At 30.6% G+C, this 15,929-nt stretch carries 8 protein-coding genes; 1 reads left to right on the forward strand and 7 read right to left on the reverse strand.

What is annotated here, in order from left to right; genetic code table 11:
• Nucleotides 1-17 precede the first annotated feature (17 nt).
• Both PHEL85_RS00935 and PHEL85_RS00940 read right to left on the reverse strand, forming a co-directional pair.
• On the reverse strand, nt 18-8,702 hold the full coding sequence (locus PHEL85_RS00935; RefSeq protein ID WP_156109065.1) for a T9SS type A sorting domain-containing protein: 8,685 nt from the start codon (nt 8,700-8,702) through the stop codon (nt 18-20).
• Nucleotides 8,703-8,969: 267 nt separating this feature from the next.
• Nucleotides 8,970-11,174, reverse strand: a complete 2,205-nt coding sequence (locus PHEL85_RS00940; RefSeq protein WP_036819880.1) for an endonuclease MutS2 — start codon at nt 11,172-11,174, stop codon at nt 8,970-8,972.
• A 37-nt stretch (nt 11,175-11,211) separates the two neighbouring features.
• Here PHEL85_RS00940 and ung point away from each other — a divergent pair, with 37 nt between their 5' ends.
• On the forward strand, nt 11,212-11,874 hold the full coding sequence (ung, locus tag PHEL85_RS00945; RefSeq protein WP_036819883.1) for a uracil-DNA glycosylase: 663 nt from the start codon (nt 11,212-11,214) through the stop codon (nt 11,872-11,874).
• Here the strand turns inward: ung and PHEL85_RS00950 are convergent.
• The 5 genes from PHEL85_RS00950 to PHEL85_RS00965 all read right to left on the reverse strand — a co-directional run bounded on the left by PHEL85_RS00950 (nt 11,858) and on the right by PHEL85_RS00965 (nt 15,928).
• Entirely contained in the window at nt 11,858-12,871 is a 1,014-nt protein-coding gene (locus tag PHEL85_RS00950) for a glycosyltransferase family protein (protein WP_036819885.1), read from the reverse strand. The genes ung and PHEL85_RS00950 overlap by 17 nt on opposite strands.
• Nucleotides 12,872-12,876: 5 nt before the next feature.
• Entirely contained in the window at nt 12,877-13,755 is an 879-nt protein-coding gene (locus tag PHEL85_RS00955; RefSeq protein ID WP_036819888.1) for a UDP-2,3-diacylglucosamine diphosphatase, read from the reverse strand.
• A 283-nt stretch (nt 13,756-14,038) separates the two neighbouring features.
• Nucleotides 14,039-14,179, reverse strand: coding sequence for a hypothetical protein (locus tag PHEL85_RS17730; RefSeq protein WP_156109066.1), 141 nt, complete (start codon nt 14,177-14,179; stop codon nt 14,039-14,041).
• Nucleotides 14,180-14,197: 18 nt separating this feature from the next.
• Nucleotides 14,198-15,058: a substrate-binding domain-containing protein gene (locus PHEL85_RS00960; RefSeq protein WP_036819891.1), complete on the reverse strand. Its 861-nt coding sequence runs from the start codon at nt 15,056-15,058 to the stop codon at nt 14,198-14,200.
• Nucleotides 15,059-15,928: a nucleoside phosphorylase gene (locus PHEL85_RS00965; RefSeq protein WP_036819894.1), complete on the reverse strand. Its 870-nt coding sequence runs from the start codon at nt 15,926-15,928 to the stop codon at nt 15,059-15,061. It abuts the gene before it with no gap.
• Nucleotide 15,929 lies beyond the last annotated feature (1 nt).

A 15,929-nucleotide genomic window follows, 5' to 3' on the forward strand; every position in this document is an offset into this window, starting at 1 on the left:
ACATAAAGAATATAGAATTATTCAATCATAATTTTTTTAGTAAGATTCCCTTTTTCAGTCTGAATTTTTACAATATAAACTGTTGATGATAATTTGCTTACTTTTAATCTGTTTTCAGATTCATTTTCAATATCTTCAAATTGTTTTACTCTCTGACCTAGAATATTAAATAATTCTATTTTTGTAATATTAATGTTATTTAAATTTTGAATAACAATTTCTTTAGAATTATTATCCATGAAAATAGCTAATTCTTTATTTAGAATATTGTTTTCTGTACTTAATACCTCATTGTTAAAGGTAATATAGAAACGATCTGAATAAATACCTTTTTCTAAATTTAGTTCAAAAGTTTCAGTAAAATCATAATACACTCCAGTCACTTTATCCAATAAATAAAAGGGTTGGTCAATATTTTGTTGTTCATCAACTGTGAAATATACACTTTCATTTGTGTCAATCTCTATTGTTAAAGGAACTTCTAATTCGTCTGTAATTTCAGAAATACCAGCTATTATTAATTTTTTATTAGGTATAGCTTCAAACTCCCAGTAAATATCTGTTGAATTAGTATCGAACATTTCACTATCATAACCATTATCATATTCAAAACTATTTTCATCATAAAAAGAAATACCAATTTGCCTGTGTAAAGCAACTTCATTAGCATTATAATAACCAAAACCAAGTTTAATTATTGGTAACTTGTCTATAAAATCATCAATTTCATCTTCATTACTTTTAATGGTTTTACCAGAATTATTTTTAAAGAAATATGTACCTGCATTATCATAATCATTATTCTTATAGTTTCTATGAAGATTTTCAAAACGTATTTCTCCACCAATTGTAGATGCTGAGACAAAAAATCCTTGACCAACTGCCATATATCTACTAGGTGCATGGTATTCTCCGTCTCCAAGGGTAATTCCACCTTTGGTAAATATTATATCATCTATTGCTACTTTAAAATCTGTAAAATTATTACTAGATATTTTAATTGATGTTACATCATTCCAACCAAGTGTTATTAAGTTTCCAGTTGTATTTGTTAAAGTAGAATTTACACTTGAACCTCCGTCGCTAGTTATAGTTAGATCTAAACTTCCAGATGTTATATCGTTATATAAATATATACTTGATAAATCTACAAGTTCACTAAAAGTAACTGTTATTGTACCTAATTCTGTTAAATTACTAGACATAGTAATTACATTACCAGAGGTGCTACCTCCTCCGTTAGCATCAACTAAATCTAGTCCATCTATATTTGAAGTAGTTACAGTAGCAGTAATATCATTTACTGTTTGTGTAATGTTATTTCCATTATCTGTAGCTGTTTCCCAATCGAATGTCTCATCATTTACGGCTTGAACTCCATTGGCAGCAATTCCCATAGTTAAATTTCTTTGAGAGTAACCTCCTTGATAACCTGAGAAATTATGGCCTTCAGACCCAGTAGTATAAGCATCTTCACCTGTATGTTCCCAAAAATATAAAGTACCATCTATTGAGTCTTCATTCGTAGAAATAAAATCATAAGTATCTAAAGCACTAGGGTATGGATTTCCTAATAAATCTGTAGTATTAGGGTCTATATTAAAGGTAATTGAGCCATCATTAGGAGTACCAACAAAAGTAAAGTTTTGTCCAACAATACCTGTAGATTTCATAGAGTATCCTTGTCCTCTTTCGATAACTCCAGTTTCGTATTGGTGTACCCATGAAGATCCATCTCCTGGGTCATTTAAGTTTGTGTAAATCCAGTAAGGAGCTATAGATATTGGGGTAGTTCCTGCAATTCCAGGTGCTCCATCATATCCTGCAACCCAATTTATATCAACAATTTCTGAAGTTTCAGAAGTTGGAATATTACCATCTTTTAAAACAGTACCAACTCTAAATGTAGATTTGTTATATTCTCTTACTGGTGATGACCAATAATGATATCTGTATATATTTGGAACCAAAGCTTGTTGGTCTTTATACAATTTACCTGTACCTTCTACATTTGATGCACCAGCATGTGTTTGTATTAATTGACCATCTCCAATTAATTTAATTTCTCCATCAAGAATAAAGTCTTCATCAAATTCTAAATAATTAGATGAAGAAACCATTAATTTAGAATTTTCTTTAATCCAGACACATTCTACAATTGCATTTTCTGTTAAAGTAGCATGAGTTAATGAACTTTCAGAATCTATTACCATTACTTTATCTTTATCTGAAGTGTTAGAACTAGGTGCGCCAGTAGTTGCTGCACTATTACCACCAACCCAAGTGCTACTATCTCCATTCCAGAAAATACCGTTTATTTCAGTATATGTAAAGTATTTAGTTCCATTAAAATCATAGTTTGCAGCATATACGGCTTCACTATTTATAGTAGTATCTGTTAGTGGTACGTAATCTACATTAATTGTAAAGGCTTCATCATCGGCAACTTTTAAAACTTTAATTGTATTTGCTGTTACTAGAGCTGCATCGATTGTAGTTTTATTTACTGCTACTTGTACAGAACCTACACTACCATTTTCATTAATTTTCCAGGTTCTACCAATTGTTTTTTCTGGTGCACAGATTAATTCTGTTTCTGTAATTGTATTTATAGTACCATTATCATTACCCCAAACTAAAAAGTCTTTGTTTGCAGAAAATGTATTTAGATTACTTGCATTATCTGCAACAATAGCACTTAAACCAATAGTTATAATAGCATCTGAATTTATAGATTTTGATTGTTTTTGAGTTAATGGCATTGCATCATCTCTACCAATACCTGCTACATCATTATGATAACCACTATTAGCAGTGAAATCCCAAATCTTTGTTGTTTGATCTTTTAAAATATAATCTCCTTCTATAATTTCTGAGTTATTTTGATATTCTTCAGTACTTAAAGTCATACCATATTTTATAGCTAAATAACTTTCTATATGTTGTTTATCTAAAGAAGTTGGTAAAACTGTAAACACCATAATTTCAGCAATTTCTCCATCGTAGAATTCATTGTTACCATCTGTTGATCCAATGTAGAAATTATTATTATTTCCGGTACCTATTGTACTAGTGTTTCTAGACAGTATTTCTTCACCATTTTTAGAAATACTTTTATTTTGCCCTGTAGGAGTTTCTGTAGAAGTACTACTACCTAAAGTCCAAAGGTTAAATTCATTAGTATTTGCACCCCATTCTCCAAAAATTCTCTCGCCATTATTAGTTGATCCAACGTCATAATACATTGGTTCTTCTGTTTCTATTGCTGTGCCACCATCCCATGGTAAATGTACTCCTACACGCCCTGTTGCTAAGTTTTCTCTAATAATACTATTTTTTTGTATGATATGTGTATTAGCTACAATATAAACCCATACATCAGTATTTGTTGAAGTTTCAAATAAACCGCCTGTAATTTGCATAAAATCATCACTACCATTAAAATCAATTGTAGGGTTAAAGTTTAAACCTGCATCTATTTTTGTAGGAGCTGTACCTGAAGTAGCAGTGGCGTCTTCGTCATCACCAGATTGATCATCCCAATCTAATACTTCTGTAGTACCTGTTACTTCTATATCTGCTCTCAGCCATAAATTATCTCCACTTAGACCAGGTACAATAGGGTCATCAGTATCATCTCTATAATCTACATCTCCAGTAGTAAATACATCAGAATCAGTATCTGGTAAGTCTACAGAAGGCGTATCTATTTCATCGTTTATCACAAAACCATCGTAAATATCAGAACCTTCAAAATTATCATCTAAACCATCTCCATCAGTATCATTTCCACTAAGAGTTGTATCTGAATCTCCGTTTTCTTCAATATCTAAAACGCCATCATTATCTGAATCTGTGTCTAAATAATCTGGATTGTCTGTACCGTCATGATTGTTAGGAATCGTTAAGCTTACTCCAACAGTATCACTATCTCCACAAGGGCTAACGGCAGTACAATCTGGATCGTAAGCGTTATTTAATCCATCACCATCCGCATCATTTATAGGATCTAAGGAAGGAGCGATGTAGCCAATTGTTGATTGAAATTCTACATTATCTGGTATACCATCATTATCGGCATCTATATCTAAATGATTTGGAAGTCCATCTGAATCTGCATGATATACATCTGGATATCCATCACCATTAGCATCTGTATAATCTGTGGTTAGAGTTCCTCCAACTTCATCATCAACAATATCTAAATAATTTAAGATTCCATCATTATCATCATCTCCATCAGGATCATATCCTCCACTTTCTACAGTATCTATAATACCATCTTTATCATCATCTATATCAACACTATTAATAACACCATCACTATCTGAGTCTAAACCAAAAACTGCATCTCTGTATTCTAAGTCTCCACCTGAATTTACATCATTATCATCATCATTAAAATTATCAGTTACTGTATTATCGAAGCTTCCGTTAACATCATTATAAGTATCAGTTACGTCTAAGGTATCATCTAAACCATTGCTACCAACACTACCATCGGTTTTTCCATCTAAATCTGCATCTGTAAGTCCAGTACCCGATTCTACAATATCAAAAGCTCCATCTCCATCAGAGTCTAAGTCTAAGTAATCTGGAATTGTATCTGCACCAGAAACAGCTGCTGCATCTGTGTTTACTGGGGTAACCCCGTTACCGTATGCTAAATCTATACCTTCTGCACTATAACTACCACTAGGAGCTATATAACCAGCAGTTGTTTGCGCTTCAAAATTATCTGGTATTCCATCATTATCAGAGTCTAAATCTATATAATCAAACACACCATCAGCATCAGAATCTAAAGGAGTACAAAAAGTAAAGTTTCCTAAAGCTATATCTTGTATTGCACTTACTGATCCACTAGGACTATTATTTTTATAAACTATTTCTATTTTACTAATCCAAGCAGGTATTGCATTTATGGTAACATCACTACTTCCAGTTGTGTTACCAATAAATGATGTTCCATTAAATGTATTTGAAGCTCCTGTAGTATAATCAGACGCTGTTAAGGTGTATAATGTACCATCTTGTTTTGTTAAGATGATTTCTACATTATCTATAGCTTGATCGTCATTATCAATATTTACATCAGAAATGGTAAAAGATAGATTGTAAATAGGTGAACTTAGCTCAAAAGTATGTGTAGACTCTGCATTAAAAGAGGCTTTTTGATCTAATTCGTAAGAATTATTATTTACAAGGTATTCACTATCACTAGTAACATTAGATATTCGAGATAAATTAAATGTTATGCTTGTATTTGTTATGGTAGGATTGGTAATTATTGGGTCATCATCATCACTATATTCAGCAGACCAATCTAAAGTTCCAGTATCAGAACAAGTGCCTATTTCTACAGAATCTAAAATACCATCATTGTCATCATCTAAATCTATATCATCACTAATACCATCGCCATCTATATCATTTGTTACTTCTGTATCTCTATAATCTACGTCACCTCCTGTAAATACATCACCATCAATATCAGGGAAATTGTTGGTCTGTGAATCATCAAAATTACCATTTACATCTGTGTAATTGTCTCCATTATCGTAATTATTATCCAAACCGTTTGTGCCATAAACGCCAGAAAGTGATAAGCCTGCTTCTGTATTGTCTAAAATACCATCGTTATCAGAATCTGTTTCTAAATAATCATTAGCAGAATCTCCATCAGTATCTACAGGTGTTAATCCACCTGTGTACGCCGTGTCTACTCCATTGGCATCAAATACACCATTAGGAGCAATATAGCCAACTGTTGTTTGTGCTTCTATATTATCTGGAATACCATCATTGTCTGAATCTAAATCTTGATAATTGGGAATTCCGTCTCCATCAGTATCTGTATTACAATCTGTGGAAACAATTGAGATTGCATCAACTTCATAGTCTACAGTATTTATTGAACCTTTTGCAAATCTAATATATCTAAAGTTTGTTGTTGATGTAATAGTCACATCTTGAAAAGTCACATTATCAGTACTTCCTGTTGGTGTTACTTGAAGAGTATATGTTGTGTCATCTAGAGATTCGCTTAAATCTATGTATGCAGTACCTGTTGTAACATCATTTCTTCTTCTCCAGGTAATTGTGTATTGAGTTCCACTAGGGTAAGTCTGCCCAAAATCAAAATCAAAAGTACTACCTCCATTATAAACTGTTGCAAAGTCTCCATCAGGTTCACCTGTTGCATTTGCAGAGTTACCTATATCATTTTCAGATTGAATAGTTCCATTATAAGTAACACAAGTACCTGTAATATAACCTTCTTCTGTATCTAAAATTCCATCGTTATCATCATCTAAATCTGTTGCATCTGGTATGCCATCATTATCATTGTCTAGAAAAATAGAATCATCATCTCTATAATCTACATCACCTCCTGAATTTACATCGCCATCAGCATCAGGGAAATTGTCATCTTGTGTGTCATCAAAATTACCATTAACGTCTGTGTAACCATCGTTAGTATCATAATTAGCATCTAAACCATTGGCACCATAGTTTCCGCTTAAAGCTAAGTTTGATTCTGCTTGATCTGAAGCGCCATCACCATCTGAATCTGTGTCTAAATAATCATCTATAAGATCTCCATCAGTATCTTCAGGACTTAATCCACCTGAGTATGCTGTGTCTACTCCGTTTGAATCATAAACACCGTTAGGGGCTATGTAACCTGTAGTTGTTTGTGCTTCTATATTGTCTGGAATACCATCATTGTCTGAATCTAAATCTATTCTATTTGGGATACCATCACCGTCATCATCACATTCTACAGTATGTGCTTGATACAATACATTATCAACTTCTAATTGACCACCACCACCGTCTGTACTTAATGTAATTTTAATATATCTTGCGTCTTCCGATAATTTATAAGGTTTGTTTTCATCTGTGTTTATAGATGTCCATGTAAATATCAAATTATTCGTAAAATTAGCTGTTGTAGTAGATTGTTGTACTTTCATAATATGATTAGTATTATCAGTTACACGAGCTTCGACTTCAATAATTGTGTTTTTTGGAACCGTTACTCCTAAATCTATAACTAACACATCAATTACATCATTTAAAGTTGCTCTATCATCATTAGAACCATCATATGAGGCATCTTCATTACCACCAACACCAACGCTAACTCCATCTACTACTGAATCAGCATTATTTTCTGTTCTTTCTATTATAGTACATTCTTCTGTGTCTAAAATTCCATCATTATCATCATCTAAATCTGTAGCATCTGGATATCCATCTCCATCTGTATCTTTACCGCCTGAATCATTATTATCTCTCCAGTTAACATCATCTACACCATTTGTGTTAGGGAAATTATCTGATTGTGTATCATCAAAGTTACCATTAACATCAGAGTAATCATCTCCATTGTCGTAAGAATCATCTAAACCATTTTCACCTACATCACCTGATAAATTTATATTAGCTTCTTCGGTATCACTAACACCATCACCATCTGAATCTGTGTCTAAATAATCTGGGTTTCCAGTACCATCTGTATCAATTAAATTTGTACCATCAAGACCACCTATACCATTAGCAGAATCTGTATCATCTCCACTTTCATATGCGCTATCTAAACCATTTGCCCCTACAACACCTGTTGGAGCTACATAACCTGCTGTTGATTGTGCTTCTATATTATCTGGTATTCCATCATTATCTGCATCTAAATCTAAATGATTAGGTATTCCATCACCATCAAAATCATAAACATCTGGTATTCCATCTCCGTTTAAATCTTCATAACTTGTTGTACTAGAGTCTCCCGTACCATTATCACTTGTGTCTAAGTAATTTGGTAAAAGGTCTCCATCTTCATCACCTAAAGGATCATAAATAACTCCATCAACGGTTGCTTCTACAGCATCTATAATACCATCATTATCATCATCTATATCTATTGTGTCATCTATACCATCACCATCAGTATCTACTTTTTCTATAGCGTCATTTTCTACTGAAATATGAATAGATTCTATATATACTCTAGTATTACCTCCTGTGTAGTTTGAATATTCTCCTGGAAATATATTTAAAACCATTGTTGAATTCCCTGGAACAGAGGTGTCTGGGTTTCCTATAAAATAAATTTGTGTTTCATTCCATTGATCTTCTCCTATAGAAGTTATATATTGTTTTGTAAATAGGTTAGATTGATTTACACCCAATTGATAATCATATTTCTTTTTATGTGTACCTGAATAATATTGGTTTTCACCTGTACCTCCATCTTCATTTGTTATTGGAGACATTGAATACAATGTGATTTTGTATAATTTACCTGCCTCAATATCTCCTATTGTAGTTGTTACAGATTCTTCAGAAGTACCAGCAACTCCTCCTAAATCTTTCATTGATATCCAACTTTGACCACCAGTTGGAGGAAAATCAAGAGGGGCATGTACCCAAGTTGCTCCACCTCCAGCATAAGCCTCTCCACCTGCTTTGTCTTTATTTGAAATATCTGGTGTTCCATTAAGATCTGCCCAACCAGTTGGAGTACAATCTCCACAGGTAGCATCACTAGTACCTCCAGTACCAGAAATTGTTTGTGAAAAAGATTGGTTGTTGAAGCTGAAGAGTAATAATAGTAATAAAATTACTGTTATATTTATTTTTTTTGACAAGGATTTAATTCCCAAAAATCCAAATATTTGTCTTTTTTTAATCATAATTGTTTTTTTAACCAAAATTATTGGAGAGATAAATACAATTCTAAAAAAAAATGACATAATTATTAATAAGACTAACTCATTAATAAAAAAGTATATTAACTCCCCCCAAATTAAATATACTTTGAAAATTAACTGAATAAAAAATTTATAGTTAATATTTGAAACAAATATAGTCTATGTTATTGATTTGTACAATAGTATTTTACTTAGTTTTATATACATAAGAAACAATTCTTAAAAAAAAGTCACATAAAAAGGTGTAAGTTATTTACTTTTTTCAACCAATTCTATTTTTTCAAGAGACGTTTTTGTTGTGAAAATTCCGTAATTAATTGTGACACTTTTCTTGTCAATTTTTTCTATTGTACCAACAGAATTAGAATCTATAATTCTTACTTTATCGTTAATTTTATAGACATATAAAGATTTTTCTTTGGCTATTTTTGCAGCTTCTATTTTCTTTTCTTTCCTAACTTCTACCACTTTTTGTAAAACTTCTTTTTCAACTTTTTTAATAATTTCTTGTTGCTTTTTTTCTACAACCTCCGCTTTTTGTTTTTGTGCTTTGGTTTTAGGTTTTTCAGGGTTTTTCTTTAAATGTTTTACTTTTTCTTCTGTAAACCATTTATTAAAGTTAACATTTAGCTCTTTTTTATTGTTGGTTTGAAAGTATTTGTTTAGAAGTTCGTTTGTTTTTCTACCTAAAGAAAGCATTTTTAGATTTTGGTCATAGAGTTCTTGAAAGCCAGCTAATTTATCTTGAACACGTTGTTCTTTTTCTTGTAAATTATCTAAATGTTCTTGACCTTTTGTTTTTTGTTTTTCTAAGTTATCAGAATTTTTTTGTAGTCTGTTTCTTTCTTTTTGAAGTTTAGATATGGTTTTATCTAAACGCACTTTTTCTGTTTCTACTCGTTTTTTAGCTTTGTTAATTAAGCTAAATGGAATTCCGTTTTTCTGTGCAACTTCAAATGTAAAAGAACTACCTGCTTGCCCAATAAATAACTTATATAAAGGCTCTAAAGAACGCTCATTAAATTGCATATTTGCGTTGGTAACGTTCTCTAATTCGTTGGCTAAAACTTTTAAGTTAGAGTAGTGGGTTGTTATAATTCCGAAGGCTTTTTTATAGTAAAATTCTTCTAAGAAAATTTCTGCTAAAGCACCTCCTAATTCAGGATCAGAACCTGTACCAAATTCATCAATTAAAAACAAAGTGTTTTCATTACATTTACGCAAAAAGTAACGCATGTTTTTTAAACGATAACTGTATGTACTTAATTGGTTTTCAATAGATTGGTTATCTCCTATGTCGGTTAGTATTGTCTCAAAAATATATGTTTGACTGCGTTCGTCTACAGGAATTAATATTCCACTTTGCAACATTAATTGAAGCAAGCCAATTGTCTTTAAAGTAATACTTTTTCCACCTGCATTTGGACCCGATATAACAATGATTTGTTGGCGTTCATTTAACTCAATTGTTTGAGCAATTGTATCAATTTTTTGCTCTTTGTTTTTTCGCCATAAAATGGGGTGATAAGCATTCTTAAAATAGATTCTTTTTTCCTTAGTTATTTTAGGTAAAATTGCATTAATTATTTGCGCATATTTTGCTTTAGCACCTACAACATCAATATGAATTAAAAACGAAAGATATTCTTCTAATAAATTAACTGAAGGACGAATTATTGCAGATAAATCTCTTAATATTTTTACAATCTCTTGCTTTTCGTCGTAAATTAAATTCTGATATTCTCTAGCGTAAGAAAGTGTTGCTTGTGGAGCAATATAAACAATTTTACCCGATTTTGAAGCACCTAATAAACTACCTGCAACTTTTTTTCTATGCATGGCAGAAACTGCTAAAACACGTTGGTTGTCTACAACAGTTTCTTTAATGTCATCTAAATAACCAGCAGATATTGCTTTAGATAAAGCACTAGAAAAACTTGCTCCTATTTTACCACGAACATTATTAATGTCTTTTCTAATTTGTTTTAAATTTATAGAAGCGTTGTTTTTTACTTCACCAGAAATATCAATAATTTTCTTTATTTCATCATCTATAAAAGTGGTAAATTCTATTTCTTGAGATAGCTCAAAAAATGTAGGGAACTGAACTTTTAATTTTTTAAAAAACTTAATTAATTCATTTACAGTAAGAGATGTAGTTGCAATTTTTAAAAAAGCATCTGTTTCTATAAAACTATTATCTATAGCTAAACGTTTTACGTTTTCTGTAATATTATCGAAACCATGATTTGGAACTCTATTTTCGCTTTCGAAAGAAGAAACATATTCATTTACCAAATACAATTCTTTAAACAGCGTTTTTTTGTTACTTATAGGTTTTATTTCTAACGTTTTTTCTTTTCCTAAACCAGAAATACAATATTCTGCAACATGTTGTAAAACAGTTGTAAATTCTAAATCTTGTAATGTTTTGGTTGATATGTTTTTATTCAAAATACTATCTTTGATATTCGCACAAAAATAACAAACAATGCAAATAAAAGTAGCTGATAGTTGGAAAAATATTTTACAGCAGGAATTTGATAAACCTTATTTTAAAGAATTAGCCAATTTTGTTGATGATGAATTTAAAAATCATCTATGTTTTCCTAAAGAAGATGTTATTTTTGCAGCTTTTGATTTCTGTTCTTTTGAAGATTTAAAAGTGGTTATTATTGGTCAAGACCCTTATCATGACGAAAACCAAGCAAACGGATTGTGTTTTTCTGTAAAAGACGGAATGAAACATCCACCATCTTTAAAAAATATTTTTAAAGAAATTGCTTCAGATTTACATCAGGAAATTCCTGAAAGTGGGGATTTAGAAAAATGGGCAAAACAAGGAGTTTTATTGCTAAATGCAACTTTAACTGTTAGAGCTCATGAAGCCGGAAGTCATCAAAAGAAAGGTTGGGAAACGTTTACAGATGCTGTTATTGAGCAAATTTCTAATGAGAAAGAAAATGTTGTTTTTTTACTTTGGGGTAAGTTTGCTGAAAGTAAAACAGCATTGATAAATACTCAGAAACATACTGTTTTTACAGCTCCTCATCCTTCTCCTTTAGGGGCTTGGAGAGGTTGGTTTGGAAGTAAACATTTTTCTAAAACGAATGAGGTTTTACAAAAATCTCAAAAAACTACGATACAATGGTAGACAAAACTGTTTGATTGTAATAAGGCAATAAAATTGCTTCTATAATTTCTTCTGTTGTATCTGGATAAGCTACTTCTGTAATTGTATTTGAATGAATCCATTTTGCAATTTTAGGAACTCTATTTCTACTTAGTTTTTTCATTACAGAAACGCCCATTTCTTTTAAAGCTAATGCATTACATTGTTGTTCGTATTGATTTTTCATAGGGATAACCATTAGTCTTTTTTTAAGATATAAAGCTTCAGAAGGAGTTTCAAAACCAGCTCCACAAAGTACACCAGAAGAAGAACTGATGCTTTTTATAAAATCGAATTCATTGATAGGATAAATGATAATATTCTTTTTAAAAATTAAACTGTTTGTTTCTTTTGAAAAAATATGCCACTTTACAATTGGTATTTTAGATAAAATTTTTACAATTTTCTCAACTTTATAAGAAGGTAAGTATACTGTAATATGGCCTTTGTTACTAGTTTTTATAGTTCTAATTTTCTTTCTAATAATTGGTGTAAAAGTTGCTGAACTATAAGGTTTAAAATGAAAACCAAAACGTACTTTAGAAGGCGCGTAGTATTTTAAAATATATTTTTCAAACTTATATTTTCCGTATTTAGGAGAAGCGGAATCTAAAACAGCATTTTGATGACTTAAAGAAATAATATTTACATTATTTAGTTTTGCTGCCCATGCAGAAACGGGTTCAAAATCGTTTATAATTAAATCATAGTCTTTAATTGGTAACCTTTTAATTTCGTTGTAAAAACGGCGTAATTTCATCTTTTTAAAACTTTGCCAAAAGTCAATACCACCTTTTTTACCAAATGTAAAATTTAAACCTTTTAAGTTGTACTTTACCTTAAAACCTAATTCTAAATTATTTTCATTTCCACTAATTAAAATATCTAATTCACCTTTTTGTTTTAGAATAGGAATAATTTCTTTAGCTCTTGTTAAATGACCATTTCCAGTACCTTGAATTGCATATAGTATTCTCATAAGTATTATTTTACGGGTTTTTGAATGTCAAATTCTTTTAAAAGCTCTTCAAAAAGAAAGTTGTTTTTTTCTTCTTTATTTATAATTTTTAATTCTTTTTTGCTTAGTTTATTTTCTTGTTTTTTTGCTACTTTATCTTTCGCATATTCATATAAATTCCATTCTTTATTACTGTATTCTAAGGCAGTTAAGTTTTCTATCCAATCTCCAGAATTTAAGTAGGTTGTTTTTCCTTTTTGAGTTTCTATTTCTCTAATTTCTGGTTGATGAATATGACCACAAATAACATAATCATAGTTGTTTTCTATAGCAATATCTGAAGCTGTTATTTCGAAATTATTAATAAACTTAACAGCACTTTTTACACTGTTTTTAATCTTTTTAGAAAGCGAAAGTTTTCCATAACCAAAAAGACTACTTATCCAGTTTATAAAGGTGTTTAGAACTATTAATAGATCATAACCTTTGCCACCTAATTTAGCTAACCATTTAGAGTGTTGCATGGTAACATCAAAAACATCACCATGAAATATCCATGCTTTTTTATCATCAATATCTAAAACAAGTTTGTTTAAAATTTTAAAGTTTCCAAGTTGAAAACCTTTAAACTTTCGTAACATTTCATCATGGTTTCCGGTGATATAGTATATTTCTGTTCCTTTTGATAAAAGCCCTGTTAAATGTTTAATTACATTCATATGAGATTTTGGAAAATAACGTTTGTTAAACTGCCAAATATCAATAATATCACCATTTAAAATCAATACTTTTGGTTGTATTGTTTTTAAATAGTTTAATAGTTCTTTAGCGCTACAACCATATGTACCAAGATGTACATCAGATATAACAACATAATCTAACTTACGTTTTTTTTGCTTTTTCATTTCTTAAAGTGAGGTAGAAGTGTTGATGTTTGCAAAAATGTAAGTTCTTTGCAATTTGTTTTTGGCAATAAAAAGGTACTTTGTTACTAAACAATAATCTTTCTTCTTTTGATTTAACCAAAAATAGCAAGTCAATGTTTAGTAATAGTAAACTTAAAATGAAAAATAGGTAAGAAAAACCTTATAAAAAGGTTTCGATATTGTTAGGTTAATATTATGTATCATAAAAAAAATCCGCTAAAAAGCGGATTCATTGAATTTGAAATTAAGAATCAAGAAGATTTTAAGAAAAATCTACCTGATTTAATGTTGTTTGAATAGTTGTTGTATTGTCTGCTAAACCACAAGATTTAGAAGTGCTTCTACAAGAAGAAAAACAAAGGATTCCTAAAATACAAACTGCAATAAATACTACTTTTTTCATTCTAAAGGGTTTTATAGGCTAAATGTACATATTTTTTATGAACTCGCCCGATTTTTTCTTCTCTTGGATAACGTTAAACTTTACCATTTTATTTTGAATGCGCGTAATTAAATTTTTAGTAATGGGTTTTCCATCATTCCATGCTGTAATTTTTAACCATTGTTGAATGTCTTCTATTTGTTGCTCATATCTTTCGGCTAAAGTTTTATCTATATTATTAATTTTTTTAAAGTCTTTAGTTTCATCATTAATAATGTCTAAAACCCTTTTTACTTCTTCAAAATTATTTTCTAAAACTTCGTTTCTAACAGCAACTACAAAGCAAGGCCAAGGAGTGGGGCAGTCATCAACTCTTCTAAAAGTTCCATTATCTACTAAGGGTTTTGTGGTAAAATGTTCCCACATAAAATAATCTGCTTCACCGTTAGTTAAAGCATCAATACCGCCTTGTAAATTACCAATTACTTTAAACTTTAATTTAGAAATATCCCAACCTTGATTATAAGCATTTACGATTGCCATTAAATGAGAACCAGAACCAAATCTGCTAATTGCAATTGTTGCATGTTCTAGATCTTCAATTTTTTGGAAAGTTGATTTTGCACCCACATGAATTCCCCAAATTAAAGGAGATTTTACAAATGTTTGTACAATTTTAGAAGGATTTCCTGCGCCAATATCTTTAATAATTCCTTCTGTTAAAACGATAGCAATATCTACATCTCCATTTCTTAAAGCTTTGCACATTTGCCCAGTTCCACCAGGAAAATCTTGCCAGCGAAGATTGATATTATGTTTGCTATATTCTTTATTTTTTAAGGTGATGTACCATGGATAATTGAAATGCTCAGGAACTCCACCAACTTTAAGGTTGGTCATTTACTCAACTAGTTTTTCAAGTGCATACTCTATTAATTCTGCGACCACTTTACCTGGATTTTTACTAAAAGTACCATCAGCTCTATTGGCAATAATTGCGTTAATTGAACACGATTTATGACCTAATAATTTAGACAAACCATATATGGCAGAAGTTTCCATTTCTAAATTGGTAATTCTATGTCCGTTAAAACTGAAACTATCAATTTTATGATTTAAATCGTTGTCTTGTATAGCTAAACGTAAAATTCTTCCTTGAGGCCCATAAAAACCACCAGCTGTAGCTGTTATTCCTTGAAAAGTTTTATCAGACTTTAATTTATTTTCTAAAGTTTTACTATTTTCTATAATAATTGGATATGCTTTTTTAGGACTCCAATTTGTATGTTTTACAAATGCGTCTTCTATTTCTGGGTTTGTAATTGTATCAATTTGATAGGAGTGTAATAAGCCATTTAAATCTAAACCATGAGAACTTATTACAAAAGAATCTACAGGAATATCTGCTTGTAAAGAACCAGAAGTACCCATTCTAACAATGTTTAATGACGTTAGATTTTCTTTTGGTTGTCTTGTTTTTAAATCGATATTTACCAAAGCATCTAATTCGTTTAAAACAATATCTATATTGTCTGGCCCAATCCCAGTAGAAATCACTGAAAATTGTTTGTTTTTATAAGTACCAGTTGTGGTTTTAAATTCACGTTTTTGAGTTGTGAACTCAATAGAATCAAAGTGTTTAGAAATTTTGTCGACTCTATCTTGATCGCCAACAAAAATTATATTATTCGCAATATGTTCTGGTCTTAAATTTAGATGATAAACACTTCCATCTGGATTTAAGATTAGTTCGGATTGTTTTATAGGCATA

The sequence above is a fragment of the Polaribacter sp. Hel1_85 genome (assembly GCF_000766795.1).
Taxonomy (GTDB): domain Bacteria; phylum Bacteroidota; class Bacteroidia; order Flavobacteriales; family Flavobacteriaceae; genus Polaribacter.

Excerpts from the sequence above, each read along its gene's own strand:
- PHEL85_RS00935 (WP_156109065.1), bottom strand. The coding sequence starts at position 8,702 with ATGATTAAAAAAAGACAAATATTTGGATTTTTGGGAATTAAATCCTTG.
- ung (WP_036819883.1), top strand. The coding sequence starts at position 11,212 with ATGCAAATAAAAGTAGCTGATAGTTGGAAAAATATTTTACAGCAGGAA.
- PHEL85_RS00950 (WP_036819885.1), bottom strand. The coding sequence starts at position 12,871 with ATGAGAATACTATATGCAATTCAAGGTACTGGAAATGGTCATTTAACA.
- PHEL85_RS00955 (WP_036819888.1), bottom strand. The coding sequence starts at position 13,755 with ATGAAAAAGCAAAAAAAACGTAAGTTAGATTATGTTGTTATATCTGAT.
- PHEL85_RS17730 (WP_156109066.1), bottom strand. The coding sequence starts at position 14,179 with ATGAAAAAAGTAGTATTTATTGCAGTTTGTATTTTAGGAATCCTTTGT.
- PHEL85_RS00960 (WP_036819891.1), bottom strand. The coding sequence starts at position 15,058 with ATGACCAACCTTAAAGTTGGTGGAGTTCCTGAGCATTTCAATTATCCA.
- PHEL85_RS00965 (WP_036819894.1), bottom strand. The coding sequence starts at position 15,928 with ATGCCTATAAAACAATCCGAACTAATCTTAAATCCAGATGGAAGTGTT.